Origin of the sequence: Salmonella sp. 32031103-2018-00083-FB-01-SM-01 (assembly GCF_017571995.1) — a bacterium.
GTDB classification, from domain to species: Bacteria; Pseudomonadota; Gammaproteobacteria; order Enterobacterales; family Enterobacteriaceae; genus Salmonella; species Salmonella enterica.
Genome location: NZ_JAGEQL010000001.1, coordinates 1,044,472 through 1,058,548 on the forward strand (window position 1 = coordinate 1,044,472; position 14,077 = coordinate 1,058,548).

Consider the following 14,077-nt stretch of genomic DNA (forward strand, 5'->3'; position numbering starts at 1 on the left):
ATCTCTATTAGTGACTAGTCGATGCCTTCAGGGTATTAGCCTGGGTTGCCAACATCGCGAGTTTACGTTGGTTCAGGTTGTTGAGTACAAGAGCCATAGCTGTGATTACGGCCCCGATAATTTGCATGTTTGTTGGCACAACGCCATTTAGAGCTGAAACAATAAAAGCGGTAATGGGAACAACATCCATAAAGAGCACACCATTTGTTGGAGTAATTATGCGATTACCAACATTCCAGCACAGCACGGCCACCAGACCAGCCACCAGAGCCATATAAAATAGATGAGGAACAATAGTTATTATCGACGCTGCACTCGGTACAGAAATTGCACCCGATCCAACCAGAAACAAATCAATTAATACAACACTAATCATCCCCAACAGCGTGGTCATAGTTGTATAACGTAACGGGCTCCAGCCCGGAAAATAGCTTCCACCAATGGTATACAGTACCCAACACAATGCTCCAGCGATAAGTAGCAGATTTGCAGCAAGGCTAATAGGTGAATTAAGGACGGCAAAGACATCACCATTGGTAATAACCAGGACGACACCACTAAAAGACAGCAGGATAAAAGACATAGTACTGGCGTGAGGGCGTACTTTCTTCAGAGCCCAGATAGTCAGAAGCCCTAACATCGGCATAGTAGCCATCATAATGGATGCAGTAAGTGCCCCCCCGGGCCCCGCAAGCGACTGGCCCAGAAAGACCAGAAAACCAAAACCAGCAAAACCCAGCGTACCAAACAACCAAGCCAACCCCCAGCGCTCTCCTTTTAACCGGAATGAATTTTGGCCTTCACGAAATAGCAATAACAATGCAAAGGCAATACCCGCAATCCCATAGCGAAAAGTAGTAAAATTAAACGGATCAATATAAGTTAGAGCATGTGTCATTACCGGGAACATCCCCCCCCATGACACTGTAGCTAATAAGCAACAGAGTAACCCTTTCAGATATGAATTCATATTTTTCACCTTACATTAAAAAGATAGTTATCATGGATGTTGTATCTTACATTTTCACAACACTTCAAAAATAGCCATTCGTTAATATTGATATCTATATAAGAAATTATGATATCGGATACTTATGCTGCTGTCAGAGTTTGGACTATCTCGCTGAAACGGACTTTCCCACTCGGGCTATAAGGTATTTTATCAACCATATGTGCGGTGAAATCAGTCACCCCGATATGATTAATTTTATTTTTTATTTCATCCATAATAAAAGAAACATCATCTTCATTTATATGTTTAGCGCTAAATATGCACCTGATATGATCTTTATTTTGTTGTCTTATTGGTATGAGTGCCACATCTGTAATACAGGGGAGTGCACGTAAATGTTCCTCAATATGATAAATGTCTTGCTCACACTTTATTTCACTATTACGATTCATCAAGAATAGTCGTCCATTATCGTCAAGATATCCGTAGTCAGCCATCAAAAAATAGCGTTCACTGTCTATTTCAATGAAAGGCCTACTGCCATCACCGTATTCATCCATAAGCATATAACTGGCTACAGCTATTCTTCCCCTATTGCCTGCTTTCAGTGGTACATTATCCTCATCCAATATTCTGATTTTATTACCGTCAAAGGCTCTCCCCACGCTACCTGGACACTCAAACATATCTGAAGACTCAGAAAGAACGTTCACCCCAGTTTCGGTACACCCGTAATACTCGTTAAAAATATGTCCCAAGTGGGTATATGCAGCTATTTTGCTTTTTACTGGAAAATAGCTTCCACCAACCAAAACCCAACGCAAGTAATGATGTAAAACTGTTTCACTGGCGAGTTTAGTGAGACGGGAAACCAGATTAGGTGTCATCACTGTAGCCTTTACGGAGTTGAGAGAAAGTGCCTGAATAAGAGCAGATTCATCATCCTGATCCACCAAATGTAAAGAAGCCCCAAGCCCCATAAACATCCTTGCCCAGCCATTTCCTGCTGCATGATAAAGGGGTAAGATAAGCAGGAAACCATCGTGGTGCGTGAAGTTGAATCGCTGAGTAAACCAGTCGAAACGCCGGGCATCAAAAGAGTTGTAGCGTAATACGATTTTAGGTGCTGAACTGGTTCCTGAAGTTAGTGAAACTGAGCGAAATGGTGCAGGAATATGTGTCGCAAGTAGACTTTCCAATTCAGGGTGATGAAATTCACCTATACTGCCAATAACTGGATCAGTTGGAGCATCGACTGCCAGCATGGTTATAGTACGGACATGCAACTTATTGAGTTCATCCGGAGAGTAAAGGCTAAAAGAGACTAACATTAGTCCCGGATTAATTTTAATTAGCAACCCTCTCAAGGTCTCAATAGGTAATGAGTAGTCAAGACCGTTTGCAGGAATTCCTAAAGTAGCAAAAGCAGCCAACCAACAAATTAGATCGACACTATTTTTTGATAAATAGCAAACAGACCGTAACTGCTCAGGGTTAAATGCCCGACGGAGAAAGACAATGCGAGACTCAGTACGGTGAATAATATCATACCACGTATATTGTCGTTCTTTATCAATAATGCAAATATCATTACCTCGAGTAATGGCTATTTCATTCAGTCTGCGAAGAGTAATCATTTTAGATATTCCTTAGATAGTATAAATTATATAATCAGGCAGCAATAATTAGGCAGCCATTCCGTTTACATTCATTTATTTTATTTCTAACGTCTTTGCTAATAACATCCCCAGGAAAAACAAGAGGAACACCTGGTGGGTAAGATATAATGAATTTATTGGCAACTGCGTTCTCTTCTTTATTGTTCTTATTATCTTTGCTAATTTTTGTTAGCGAAGAAAGAAGACAGCGGATTGCTTCCCTATTAATACCAATATGAAAATTCAAAAGAATGAAATTATTGATGAATCTCTTTAGATATATATCATGTTCGCTGAGCAATGTTTTTATTTCTTGACCTGTCCCTAACGCGCTGACATCGATCATAATTTTGGTTGGGTCATACTGAATATGCCAATGTGTATTGAATACCTCCCTGCAAATCGATTTTTCACCCAGACCAGCAATATCAGATACCCCCATAATAAATTCATGAACTAACTCGCGAGTATGTGTAGCAAGTATTTCCCCCTTTACTGACATCATTGCTTGCGCAGCATCCAAAGAAGCCAGTATTGGGTAACTAGGAGAAGTTGTATGGATTCTATATTTAGCTGTTTCTATCTTCTCTGCCAGTTCTTTTTTTCCACGACAATGAATTATTGAGGCCTGACGAAGGCAAAAGAGAGATTTATGGGCTGAGTGTGTACAAATCACTTCGAGGTCAGGATATAACTCGAGCAATGAGTCTATATTCATTGCTGTTAGCTGTCTCGTATCTTCACTAAAATAATTCAGACTCCCCCATGCCTCATCAATAAAAAATTTTCGAGCCTGCACACCAGCTGACAAAAGATGGGCCAATACCTGTGGAATATCATAAATGATGCCCTCATAGGACTGTGCTGTCAGAATCACAATATCACACCCTTTACCTTCATTCTGTAATGATAAGAGTGTATTTTCTAAGTGTGCATATGACCATGCACTTATTTCCTGATCCATTGTCTGCAAATCAGGACAAAGGTAACGAACTTCAGCACCAATTGCTTGTGCATGAAAATGAATTGATTGGTGACAATTTTTATCAATCAAAATGCGTTGACCCTTTTCAAAAAGAGCAGTGATCGCTATTTGGTTAGATGTACTTGTTCCACTGGTGATGTAAAATGATGCGTCAGCATTATAAAGCTTTGCTGTCAATTTTTGTGATTCAGCAATAATCCCATGAGGGAAAAAGAAATTATCGAAGAGTTCACCAGTTGCTGACCCCTCCAGACATTCAGAAAGAAATTCTCTGGTATCGCCAACAATATCACTCTGACCATGACTCGAAATAGGCAAAGCGTGGAATGAATACATTTTCCTATGGCAAAGTCTTTTCAGCCCTGCCAGAACAGGTGTATTCTCTTTCATTTTAACAATTTTGGCATTCATTAAAGTTTCCTCATAGAATATTATATGCAACTTCAATATGCCATCAGCTTTCCCGGATGAATATTTGTATTTTTTGATTCAGCTATCAGCATAAATGATATCCATTGATACAACCCGCTAAGACCATATATATAGTCGGCAGGGTTTATCCCAAAAAGCTCTCATATATGTGCATTAATACCAGCATAACCGCACAAAGTCGCTACACTCGGGACCAGAGCAACATGCTGGTAGAGGCTCTCTTGTGGCAGCTTATGGACGATAAAGTATGCGATAGATATCTGGCGTTAACGCTGGAACTGTTACGCAGTAACAAGAATAGATGACAGATGCCATGTGCCCCTGCAAAGATTTGGATTGGTTAAATCGATGAATAGCTCTGAATCAACAGGAAATGGGGCAAAAAATTTCTACGTAGAAATTCTCTACGCCAGAAAAGGACGGATACCCGCATTATCAATAGTCATTCCCTTTCCATCCATAAACCTGTGCCACATAACGCCCGCGTCCGTCGTCATATTGCTGTCTGCGCCAACGCCTCTTTCTCGCTGAATCCCTGCGCCAGATAATGGTTTATTGCATCCTGTGCCCACGCATAGCGTAACGAATGGGGGAATACACGCCCCTTAAATCGATACATGACGCCTGCCTGTGCCAATATTTCATCGCACTTCTGAGATCCGGTTTATCGAGCAGCCTGTCATGATGGTTTTCTGTGACAGATGTTAGCGTGAAGATCTCTCCCGATGCGCATCTGGTTTTCCCTGCGCATCCGGCGAAACTTAGGGTCACTTCAGTTCGATAATGGAGTGACCATCCTGTGTCTTTAACCAACGCAACAAAGCCGCAGTATCAAGCCTGCTGATAACCCCTTTAAACTGACCGCTTCTCACGGTCTGTTTCTGCTTGTCAGTCCGGGCGGTTCCCGCCTCTGGTATCTCAAATATCATTTCGACCGAAAAGAATACTCGGCGCGGTGGATAAGAGGGCCTTGCAAACGCATATGAAAAACCTCCGGCGATGCCGGAGAAAAGATTTATGACTTTGAGCTTAATCGGGGGCCTCACGGTTCGCTGAGAAAATGAAGCCCCTGCCATGACACTCACTACTAATACAGATACTCCAGCCCATGAAAACCAGCAATGTGGCAGGATATTTAAAGGCCAGACCTGCCCGCGCTAATGTTGACCGGCATTCCGGAACGGCGCTCCAGCACCTCATTAACCCGCGAAGTATCAACGTCATCCCCTTTGATAAACGTGCGCAGCACTGGCGTAACGGGCAATGGAACTTTTTTGTCTGACTCAAATTCAGCACGGTTACGAGAAAGCGGTTCGTGTACCTCCAGCCAACGACTGCCATCCGGCTCTACCGAAAATTTAACGGGCCTGTCGATAATCTGAACGCGGGTTCCTACAGGAACATGGTCGAATAAATATTTAATATCGTCATTGCGTAAACGGATACAGCCCTGACTGACGCGAAGGCCAATGCCAAAGTTAGCATTAGTGCCATGGATGGCATATAACCTGCCGATATATATTGCGTATAGCCCCATAGGGTTATCCGGCCCCGCAGGCACCATCGCGGGCAGCGTTTTTCCCTCTTTAGCATATTCCCGACGCGTATTAGCCGTTGGCACCCAAACCGGGCCATCTTGTTTGCGTTCAACCGCAGTTACCCAGTTGCGCGGCGTTTCACGGCCAGCCTGACCAATACCAATAGGTAGCACCTCAACCGTATTCGTGCCTGCGGGATAATAATAAAGGCGCATCTCGGCGACGTTTACCACAATACCTTCACGAACGGTGTCAGGCAGAATCAACTGCTGCGGCACCACCAGTGTGGAACCAGACTGAGGTAAAAACACATCCACGCCGGGATTCGCTTCAAGCATATTACTCAGCCCCTGACCGTAGCGGGCGGCAAATGACTCTAAGGGCTGAGTATTGTTCTGCGGTACGGTGATTGTGACAGGCTGTCCTACCAGACGACTGCCTTCGGGCGGCAACGGATAGCTTATAGCCAGCGAGAAATGGCTTACCAACAAGACGAAAAACGGAAAAAAAGGTGTGATACGACGCATTATATCCCTTCCTTTGTCGCGGCAGGTGTGCGTTAAGTATAGCTTTTTTCTCACATGGCTGGTGTTGTGCGCCCGGGTTATGTTGCGTTTGCGTTCCCCTCCGGCAGGACAATATTACTGGCCGCCAACTCCCCCATGTTGTGGAACATGGCGCACGCGGCTTCCACGATCGGCATCGCCAGCGCCGCGCCGCTTCCTTCACCTAACCGCATCGCCATATGCAAATAGGGTTCCATAGACAAATGCGCGAGCGCGATGCGGGCACCCTTTTCCGCCGAAAAGTGCGACGGGATCAGATAAGGTCTCACCGCAGGCGCAATCTGACAGGCCGCCAGCGCTGCCGAGTAGGAAAGAAAGCCATCCAGCAATACGGGTAAGCCACACCTTGCCGCACCAAGCATCACGCCGGTCATCCCGACCAGATCGAAACCACCCACCTTCGACAACACATCAATGCCATCGCGCGGATTGGGCTGATTAATCGCAATCGCCCGCCGCACGACGTCCACTTTATTATCGATGCGGGAAGGCGGAAGATTCGCGCCAATCCCCACCACCTCTTTTGCATCACTTCCTGTAAAAACGCTGACCATCGCGGCGGCTGGCGTGGTGTTCGCCATTCCCAGCTCCCCTACGCCAAATAAGGTCACGCCGCGTTGCGCCAGGTCGCAGGTGTAGCGGGAAACCTCCAGCAAAAGCGCCTCAGCCTGCGAGCGACTCATCGCCGGGCCAACGGCAATATTTCCGCAGCCGCGCGCGACGCGCATATCAACTACGCCAGGAATAGGTTCAGCATCAATACCAACATCAATGACATGCACCTTCGCACCGGCCTGAGCGGCAAGCACGCATACGCCGGTTGTTCCCCGCGTCATATTCGCCGCCTGAATCGCCGTCACGATTTTGGGCGAAACCGCTACGCCTTCATCCCAGACGCCATGGTCGGCGCACATCACCAGCATCGCCTTTTCACCTACCTGCGGCGTACCGTTAAGCCCCGGCATTCCCGCGAGCTGAACGGCTAAGGCTTCCAGTCTGCCCAGGCTGCCCGGCGGTTTGAGCAGGCCGTCAATATGTTGCTGCGCACGCGCCATCGCCTCGGCGTCCGGCGCAGGAATGTCACGGAGTAAAGCGTGTAGTGTCTGCATAAGATGTCTCGTCCGTAATAATCGGCTCATAACAGAGCCAGCAGAAAGATCAGTTCGCCAAGTTCGATCGCCGCGCCCAGCGTATCGCCGGTTTGACCGCCAAGCGTACGTTTAAGCAACTGGCCAAGGATGAAAATCGCCGCGAGTGTGACCACCATTGCGGCCAGTCCTTGCATACCAGGCAGTAATACCGTGGCGACGATTACCGCCAATCCCAGAGTAATGCAGGTTTGCCGTCCGCTGACTTTACCGATAAATACATTGCCGAGCCCCTCGTCACGGGCGTAGCGATGACGGTACATCAATAAAACGGCGCTGCCACGCCCAGCCGCACAGGCCGCCGCCAGCGCCGCCAACATTGGCGTTCCACGTAACGCCAGTTCGCTGACCACCAGAATTTTTGCCAGTAGCACAAAAATAAGCGCCAGCCCGCCATGGGTTCCCAGACGACTATCGCGCATAATCTCCAGCATTCGCTCACGGCGGCGCGCGGAAAAAATGCCATCACAGGTATCGGCCAGCCCATCCAGGTGAAAACCACCGGTCAGCAGCGCCAGCGCCAGAATACAGAACAACGCCGCTAGCGGAATACCGCACCAGGATTGCAGGAGGATGAAAATCAGGCCGCTTACGCCCCCCAGAATCAACCCGATAAAGGGAAACATCACGATCCCACGCGAATACTGCTCGAAATCCAGTCCCTGCGACCAGCGTGATGGCACGGGCAAGCGGCTAATAAAAGCGAGCATGGCCCAAAACAGCTTACTCATTTAATTTTGACTCCAATACCTGAGACCACCAGCCAGACCTCATCCGCCGCTGCCGCCAGTCGTTGGTTGACCCGACCGGCAATATCACGAAAATGGCGCGCCAAACGATTTTCCGGGACGATCCCCATTCCCACCTCATTTGTCACCAGTACCACTTTCGCCGGGCAGCGCTGGCAGGCTGCAATTAAAATCTGAATTTCATCGTCAATGGCGCGCTCCATCGCCGCGTAATCCCACTGTTCGGGATCGTTTTCTCCTCCCAGCGCAAACAGCAGATTCGTCACCATGGTGGTAATACATTCCAGTAAAATCGCGTCGTCAGGGGCAAGATCCGCGGTAATCAACGTATCAAGATGCCGCCAGCATTCTGCGGTCCGCCAGTGTGCCGGCCTGTCATCTTTATGATGCTGAATTCTCGCCGCCATCTCGTCATCAAGAATGTGCGAGGTGGCGATATACAGTACCTGCGGCGCATCGCCAATTAAGGTTTCAGCATGACGGCTTTTACCACTACGCGCCCCGCCCGTCACCAGAATCATCATACCGGCTCCTGATGTTGTTGCATGATGGTATAAATTTTATCAATATCAATATGTTGCCGCATCGCTTCCGCCAGCAGATCAAATTGCCGCGCTTTATGCTCCGCATAACAAAAAGTCGTTTCCCACGGCGCAAGCCCTTTTCGTGCCCGTAACCCATTGACCACCGCACGGGTAAACGCATCGCTGTCAAACAGGCCGTGAAGGTAAGTGCCAAACGCCAGTCCGTCGGCGGTGACCGCACCATCCGCCACAGAGCATCCATTTTTCTGTAACGTCATGGCCGTACAGCATCCTTCCTGCAGCACCGTTTCCCCCATGTGAATTTCATAACCGCGTACCGGTAGCCCCGCTGCGGCAGCCAGCCAGCCGGGCAGCTCGTCTGACATTGTCGCGTTAACCTGCGTCGTGGTTTTATCCTGTGCAAAGCGAGTGATCGTATTAAGCAGCCCCAGGCCCGGCTGCGTACCCAGCCCCGACTCCACCTCATCCACAATGGTGTCGCCCAGCATCTGGTAGCCGCCGCAAATTCCCATCACCGGCACGCCCTGCCGATGTGTCTGCAATACCGCATCCGCCATCCCGCTTTCGCGCAGCCAGGCGAGGTCGCTCAGCGTATTCTTACTGCCCGGCAGGATCACCAGATCAACGTCAGTCAATGCTTCCGGGCGGCGAATATAGCGTATGCGCACATCCGGCTGCGCCGCCAGAGCGTTAAAATCCGTAAAGTTAGAAATATGTGGCAGTTGCACAATGGCAATAGTGATATCACGGGGGGCGTTACCGCGATATTTATCGTTTTGCAGCGCGACGCCATCCTCATCTTCCAGATCCACATCCAGCCACGGCATCACGCCCAGGACCGGGACGCCGGTAAGCGATTCGATTTGTTCGATACCGGAATAGAGTAGTGCCACGTCGCCGCGGAATTTGTTGATAATGACGCCCTTTACTCTGTCACGCTCCTGTTTATGCAACAGCGCCAGCGTGCCATAAATAGCGGCGAATACGCCGCCCCGGTCGATATCCGCCACCAGAATAACCGGACACTGGGCCATTTCCGCCATTCCCATATTGACGATATCACGATCGCGCAGATTGATTTCCGCCGGGCTTCCGGCGCCTTCCAGCACAATAACGTCATATTCCTGCGCCAGGCTGTTATAGACCGCAAGGATTTGCTCACGCAAACGCGGTTTATAGTCATGGTAACTAACCGCATCCATATTGGTCGCCACTTTCCCCATCAGCACGACCTGCGCCTGGCGATCGCTGGTCGGTTTGAGCAGCACCGGATTCATACGCACATCTGGCGTGATCCCCGCGGCTTCCGCCTGAAAAATCTGCGCCCGCCCCATCTCTTTGCCATCCGGCGTAATACCAGAATTAAGCGCCATATTTTGCGATTTAAACGGCGCGGTACGCAGACCATCCTGATAAAAAATGCGGCATAAACCCGCCGCCAGCACACTTTTGCCGACGTCGGATGCCGTCCCCTGCAACATAACTGCCTGTGTCATGACGCCTCCCTGAATGCGCACTTTTGCATTCGATGAAAAAACTCCGTTTCTGTTTTACACAGCGGCAGTCCCAGTTGAGTATGAAGTTTGACCAGCCAGGGCTGGGTTAGCCCCGCTTGTTCCATCGCTTCCGTACACGCGAAAACCTCGCCAGGCGCGCCATGCGTCAGGACCTGGCCCTGACGTAACACGTATACGGCATCGCTAATTTCATAAATAAGATCGATATCATGGCTGGAGATAATGACATGATTGCCCTGCGCCACAATCCGCCTGATGATAGCAAGCATCTGAGTGCGCCCTGCGGGATCGAGACCAGCAGTGGGTTCATCCAGCAATAGATAGCGCGCCTGTAGCACCAGCGCTCCGGCGATAGCCACACGTTTTTTTTGCCCATGACTCAAACACTGAATGGGCTGATGGCGAAAATGTTGGGCGTCAACCAGCGTTAGCGCCTCGTCGACGCGGCGCGTGATTTCCGCTTCCGGCACCCCCAAATTACGTAAACTAAACGCAATATCGCTATCGATATCAGTATAAAAAATCTGCTGTTCAGGGTCCTGAAAAACCGTCGCAACTTGCTGGCGCAGCGCCAGTAGTCCGCGCTTGCTGTAATCCAGCGGTTTTCCCTGCCACAACACGGCCCCTTTTTGCGGACGCAACAGGCCGCTCAGGTTCATAAAAAGCGTAGACTTCCCACAGCCGTTCGCACCCACCAAACCGGTAACAGGCGAAAGCGAAAAATCCAGATTTAACCCTTTAAGTACCGGCTCATCCTGATAACGAAACCACAGGTCTGAAGTGGCAAGCATAATAGTCCTTACAGGTGAAAATCACCCTGATACAGTTTGATATCCAGCGTGGTGGTCATTTGCTGATAACGCATTAACACCCGCGTAAACAGGAGTCCAGTCAGCATTGCCAGAGATCGATAGCCGTTCGGCAGGCTGCAATAACCAAAACGCAGCGTTTGCGCGCGACGAATTGCCGCCGCCTCATCCAGAAGAATAAAGAGAAAGCGCCACGTTAACAGGATTTGCTCAGTAAGCAGGCGTGGAATATGCGCGCGCTTAAGCAAGCTAATTAACTGCGGAAACGGTAGGTTCATCACCAGCCACAACGTCGCGGACAGCGCCGTCAGGCTACGCCAGAACGTTTCATTCGCCGTAACCACGCCCGCACGGGTAATCCCGATCCAGTACGGCCCGACAGAGATGCCAGCCAGCAGCATTTGCGGCTCGCGGCTGATGCTGAAGATAATCGTTATCACGCCGACCAACAAAAATCCAAAAGGTATCGCCATCCATCGACACCAGCGCCAGAGGGATATGCGCAATAGCCAACAGCTCAATCCGGCAATGATCAGCAGCTCAATGCCCTGCCCTACAGGCGGCAGAGCAAACGCCAGTATCATCATCGCCAGCCACAGCAAAAATTTGCGCTGCGGCGCAACGTGTGCCCAGCGGCTTTGATAGCTGAGTCGATCAAGCCCGGTCATCACGGCGTTGTTTACCTTTGCAATACCCCAGGATATAAAAAATCACTGCCGCGCCAAGAGAGCCCTGAAGGGTAAACAGCAGGCTTTCAATTTCACCGCTGGCGGGTTCATATAACGGCTGAAACCAGGGTTTATACTGCGGCGCAATAGCCTGAATCTGGCTTTCCGCTTCGCCGTCTGAACCGCCATATTCACCGCCATGGTTAATAAAAAACGGCAGAATCACCAGCGCCACCACCATCGCTAACAACATCAACGTTTTTTTCATTTTAATGTCCTTGTACGGTAATCACTTGCCGTTTGGTTAACTGATCATAAATCATGACGGTTAATAAACCTTCGGCAATGGCGACAGGAATCTGTGTGAGGCAGAAAATCCCCATAAACTTCACAACAGACCCTGTCGCTCCGGCATGGGGATCGGGAAACGCAACGCCAAGCTGGACTGAAGTCACAAAATAGGTCGCCAAATCCGCCAGCATCGCGCACAGAAAAACGGCGACATCGCGGCGCAGTCCGGCACGGCAGGCCATTTTCCACACCAGATAACCGACAACCGGGCCAATCACCGCCATCGACATTCCATTTGCGCCAAGCGTCGTCAGGCCGCCGTGCGCCAGCAATAGCGCCTGAAACAACAGCACAACCGCGCCGAGAATCGCCACCACCCCGGGCCCGAACAAAATAACCGCCAGACCAACGCCGGTCGGATGTGAACAACTCCCCGTTACCGACGGAATTTTGAGCGCGGACAGGACAAAAATAAACGCGCCGCACAGCGCCAGCAGTACCTTCTGATGATTATCCTCCTGCACAATACGCCGTAAGCGCACCAGCCCATACCACAAGCAGGGTAAAAACAGTAACCACCAGGCCAGCGCCCACACTGGCGGTAAAAAGCCCTCCATGATATGCATCGCAAACGCCTGTTGCGGGACAACCATCAGCAATAGCGCTGCAGCCAGTCCACTGAAAGACAACTGTCTAAGTTGCTGTTCAAGTTTCATTCTGCATACTCCCACTGTTTATTGACCAGAATGGTCGAAAAATAGGGCAACGGTCGATCATCGTTGACCTCGTGGAGATGGCGCCAGCACTGCTCGCCGGGCAGCGTGGCCTCGGACATCATTAAGGCGCATTCCAGCAGGCCAGCCTGCGCCAGCAACGCTTTAATACGGGCGAATCGGCCATACACTTTCATCAACACCAGGCTATCATGCTGTTGTAGCGCCTGGGCTATTTCCGCTTCCGGCGCGGTACAAGAAATAACCGCCAGCGATTGCCGTTCTATGGCGAGCGGCATTTTCGCGCGGGCGGCTATCGCGGCGAAGGACGTGACGCCGGGGACAATCTCCAGCCACTCCGGGCAGCCGATTCGCTGGAGTAAAAAAATCCAGGTACTGAATAGCATCGCATCGCCCAGGGTAATAAAACCGACCTGTTTACCCGCTTCCACCTCTGCGGTAAGCGCGGCGGCAACCTCGTTCCAGACCGCTTCTTTCTCGGCGCCGTCAGCGCTCATAGGGAAATGGCAACAACGTACTTCCGTCTGCTCGCCGAGATAGTCGCGCACAATCGACAGCGCCAGACTATCGCCCCCCTTACGACCGGCGGGCGCATACAGAATGTCCAGCGAGCCAAGAATCCGCGCTGCGCGGACGGTTATCAGGTCGGGCGCGCCTGGCCCGGTACTTAATGCGTATAATTTACCGTTCATGCCGCCTCCTCTACCGCCAGGTTCAGCGCCTGGTGCAAATGCGCGACAAACATCGCCCGGATAGCCGGGTTTTCTCCCAGCCCGCTCAGCCACGGCGTCGCCGGAATGCCCGCCGCGTTAAAGCGCATTTTCCATGAGTCGCCGTCGTCTGAAGCCATATCATTAATGGCGTGATCGCCCGCCACCAGCATTAATGGCATCAAATGTACGCCGGTGACGCCTTCGTCACGCAGGCTGTCGATCAGGATGTCGACCTCCGGGTAGCTTTCTACGGCGCCGACGCGCGCCGGAAAGCGCTGCACGGTCATCATATGATCGAGGCAGGCATAAGCTGCGAATGCGTGATGGCTGGCGCCGTGGCCCATAAAAACGACTTTCTCCGTTTTTCTGAGCGATGGCATCTGTTGTCGCAACGCCTGCATTAGCTGCACATAATCGTTATGGCTGCTCAGCAGCGGCACGCCCAGCGTCAGGCGAGTGAATAACGGACGCAAGAGTTGTACTTCACGGACAATTTTTTCATATTCGTCGCCGTTAATAATGTGCAACGACTGAATCGCCACGTCCTGATATCCCTGTGCGGCAAGCTTTTGCAAAGCCTGTAATGGCGTATCGATGTCGATACCGTCACGCTGGCGAAGCTTGCGAATGATCATTCCGGAAGTGAAGGCGCGAAACAGGTCGCGATCGGGACAGGACGCCGCCAGATCACGTTCGCACGCCACAATGTTTTTTTCACAGGTGTCGTGATAGCTGGTGCCAAAACTGACCACCAGAAGCGCTTTTTTCATTT

The 14,077-nt window shown here is 50.3% G+C and carries 14 protein-coding genes and 1 pseudogene; all 15 read right to left on the bottom strand.

The genetic code is table 11. From position 1 onward, the window contains the following. Window positions 1-7: 7 nt before the first annotated feature. The 15 genes and pseudogenes from J4614_RS05280 to J4614_RS05350 all read right to left on the bottom strand — a co-directional run bounded on the left by J4614_RS05280 (window position 8) and on the right by J4614_RS05350 (window position 14,075). On the bottom strand, window positions 8-970 hold the full coding sequence (locus tag J4614_RS05280) for a DMT family transporter (protein ID WP_001530996.1): 963 nt from the start codon (window positions 968-970) through the stop codon (window positions 8-10). Between the two features lie 122 nt (window positions 971-1,092). Further along, on the bottom strand, window positions 1,093-2,589 hold the full coding sequence (locus tag J4614_RS05285) for a class I adenylate-forming enzyme family protein (RefSeq protein WP_023207904.1): 1,497 nt from the start codon (window positions 2,587-2,589) through the stop codon (window positions 1,093-1,095). A 34-nt stretch (window positions 2,590-2,623) separates the two neighbouring features. Further along, window positions 2,624-4,006, bottom strand: a complete 1,383-nt coding sequence (locus J4614_RS05290) for an aminotransferase class I/II-fold pyridoxal phosphate-dependent enzyme (protein ID WP_000992186.1) — start codon at window positions 4,004-4,006, stop codon at window positions 2,624-2,626. 456 nt (window positions 4,007-4,462) lie between these two features. Beyond that, window positions 4,463-4,726 (bottom strand): annotated as a pseudogene (locus J4614_RS05295) (integrase domain-containing protein); the annotation flags it as partial. Between the two features lie 436 nt (window positions 4,727-5,162). Continuing rightward, a complete protein-coding gene (gene ldtA / locus J4614_RS05300) occupies window positions 5,163-6,092 on the bottom strand; it encodes a L,D-transpeptidase (protein WP_001252827.1) in 930 nt (309 codons plus the stop codon). 77 nt (window positions 6,093-6,169) lie between these two features. Then, a complete protein-coding gene (cobT, locus tag J4614_RS05305; protein WP_001193968.1) occupies window positions 6,170-7,240 on the bottom strand; it encodes a nicotinate-nucleotide--dimethylbenzimidazole phosphoribosyltransferase in 1,071 nt (356 codons plus the stop codon). A gap of 26 nt (window positions 7,241-7,266) precedes the next feature. Then, window positions 7,267-8,010, bottom strand: coding sequence for an adenosylcobinamide-GDP ribazoletransferase (gene cobS, locus J4614_RS05310; protein WP_000040002.1), 744 nt, complete (start codon window positions 8,008-8,010; stop codon window positions 7,267-7,269). Then, complete coding sequence (gene cobU, locus J4614_RS05315; RefSeq protein ID WP_000973188.1) at window positions 8,007-8,552, bottom strand: bifunctional adenosylcobinamide kinase/adenosylcobinamide-phosphate guanylyltransferase; 546 nt, start codon at window positions 8,550-8,552, stop codon at window positions 8,007-8,009. The genes cobS and cobU overlap by 4 nt, the downstream gene beginning before the upstream one ends. Continuing rightward, complete coding sequence (locus tag J4614_RS05320) at window positions 8,549-10,069, bottom strand: cobyric acid synthase (protein WP_000189660.1); 1,521 nt, start codon at window positions 10,067-10,069, stop codon at window positions 8,549-8,551. Before J4614_RS05320 ends, cobU begins: the two co-directional genes overlap by 4 nt. Next, complete coding sequence (locus J4614_RS05325; protein ID WP_000881544.1) at window positions 10,066-10,881, bottom strand: energy-coupling factor ABC transporter ATP-binding protein; 816 nt, start codon at window positions 10,879-10,881, stop codon at window positions 10,066-10,068. The genes J4614_RS05320 and J4614_RS05325 overlap by 4 nt, the downstream gene beginning before the upstream one ends. Before the next feature lie 8 nt (window positions 10,882-10,889). Then, a complete protein-coding gene (locus J4614_RS05330) occupies window positions 10,890-11,567 on the bottom strand; it encodes an energy-coupling factor ABC transporter transmembrane protein (RefSeq protein WP_000147126.1) in 678 nt (225 codons plus the stop codon). Next, the gene (locus J4614_RS05335) at window positions 11,554-11,835 is read right to left on the bottom strand and encodes an energy-coupling factor ABC transporter substrate-binding protein (protein WP_000753212.1); all 282 of its coding nucleotides are present in this window, start codon (window positions 11,833-11,835) and stop codon (window positions 11,554-11,556) included. The genes J4614_RS05330 and J4614_RS05335 overlap by 14 nt, the downstream gene beginning before the upstream one ends. Window position 11,836: 1 nt before the next feature. Further along, complete coding sequence (gene cbiM, locus J4614_RS05340; RefSeq protein ID WP_000764336.1) at window positions 11,837-12,574, bottom strand: cobalt ECF transporter S component CbiM; 738 nt, start codon at window positions 12,572-12,574, stop codon at window positions 11,837-11,839. Further along, window positions 12,571-13,284 (bottom strand): cobalt-factor II C(20)-methyltransferase, encoded by a 714-nt coding sequence (locus tag J4614_RS05345; protein ID WP_001013552.1) that lies wholly within the window; start codon window positions 13,282-13,284, stop codon window positions 12,571-12,573. The genes cbiM and J4614_RS05345 overlap by 4 nt, the downstream gene beginning before the upstream one ends. Beyond that, window positions 13,281-14,075, bottom strand: a complete 795-nt coding sequence (locus J4614_RS05350; RefSeq protein ID WP_031567897.1) for a sirohydrochlorin cobaltochelatase — start codon at window positions 14,073-14,075, stop codon at window positions 13,281-13,283. The genes J4614_RS05345 and J4614_RS05350 overlap by 4 nt, the downstream gene beginning before the upstream one ends. Window positions 14,076-14,077: the final 2 nt, after the last annotated feature.

Excerpts from the sequence above, each read along its gene's own strand:
- J4614_RS05280 (WP_001530996.1), bottom strand. The coding sequence starts at position 970 with ATGAATTCATATCTGAAAGGGTTACTCTGTTGCTTATTAGCTACAGTG.
- J4614_RS05285 (WP_023207904.1), bottom strand. The coding sequence starts at position 2,589 with ATGATTACTCTTCGCAGACTGAATGAAATAGCCATTACTCGAGGTAAT.
- J4614_RS05290 (WP_000992186.1), bottom strand. The coding sequence starts at position 4,006 with ATGAATGCCAAAATTGTTAAAATGAAAGAGAATACACCTGTTCTGGCA.
- ldtA (WP_001252827.1), bottom strand. The coding sequence starts at position 6,092 with ATGCGTCGTATCACACCTTTTTTTCCGTTTTTCGTCTTGTTGGTAAGC.
- cobT (WP_001193968.1), bottom strand. The coding sequence starts at position 7,240 with ATGCAGACACTACACGCTTTACTCCGTGACATTCCTGCGCCGGACGCC.
- cobS (WP_000040002.1), bottom strand. The coding sequence starts at position 8,010 with ATGAGTAAGCTGTTTTGGGCCATGCTCGCTTTTATTAGCCGCTTGCCC.
- cobU (WP_000973188.1), bottom strand. The coding sequence starts at position 8,552 with ATGATGATTCTGGTGACGGGCGGGGCGCGTAGTGGTAAAAGCCGTCAT.
- J4614_RS05320 (WP_000189660.1), bottom strand. The coding sequence starts at position 10,069 with ATGACACAGGCAGTTATGTTGCAGGGGACGGCATCCGACGTCGGCAAA.
- J4614_RS05325 (WP_000881544.1), bottom strand. The coding sequence starts at position 10,881 with ATGCTTGCCACTTCAGACCTGTGGTTTCGTTATCAGGATGAGCCGGTA.
- J4614_RS05330 (WP_000147126.1), bottom strand. The coding sequence starts at position 11,567 with ATGACCGGGCTTGATCGACTCAGCTATCAAAGCCGCTGGGCACACGTT.
- J4614_RS05335 (WP_000753212.1), bottom strand. The coding sequence starts at position 11,835 with ATGAAAAAAACGTTGATGTTGTTAGCGATGGTGGTGGCGCTGGTGATT.
- cbiM (WP_000764336.1), bottom strand. The coding sequence starts at position 12,574 with ATGAAACTTGAACAGCAACTTAGACAGTTGTCTTTCAGTGGACTGGCT.
- J4614_RS05345 (WP_001013552.1), bottom strand. The coding sequence starts at position 13,284 with ATGAACGGTAAATTATACGCATTAAGTACCGGGCCAGGCGCGCCCGAC.
- J4614_RS05350 (WP_031567897.1), bottom strand. The coding sequence starts at position 14,075 with ATGAAAAAAGCGCTTCTGGTGGTCAGTTTTGGCACCAGCTATCACGAC.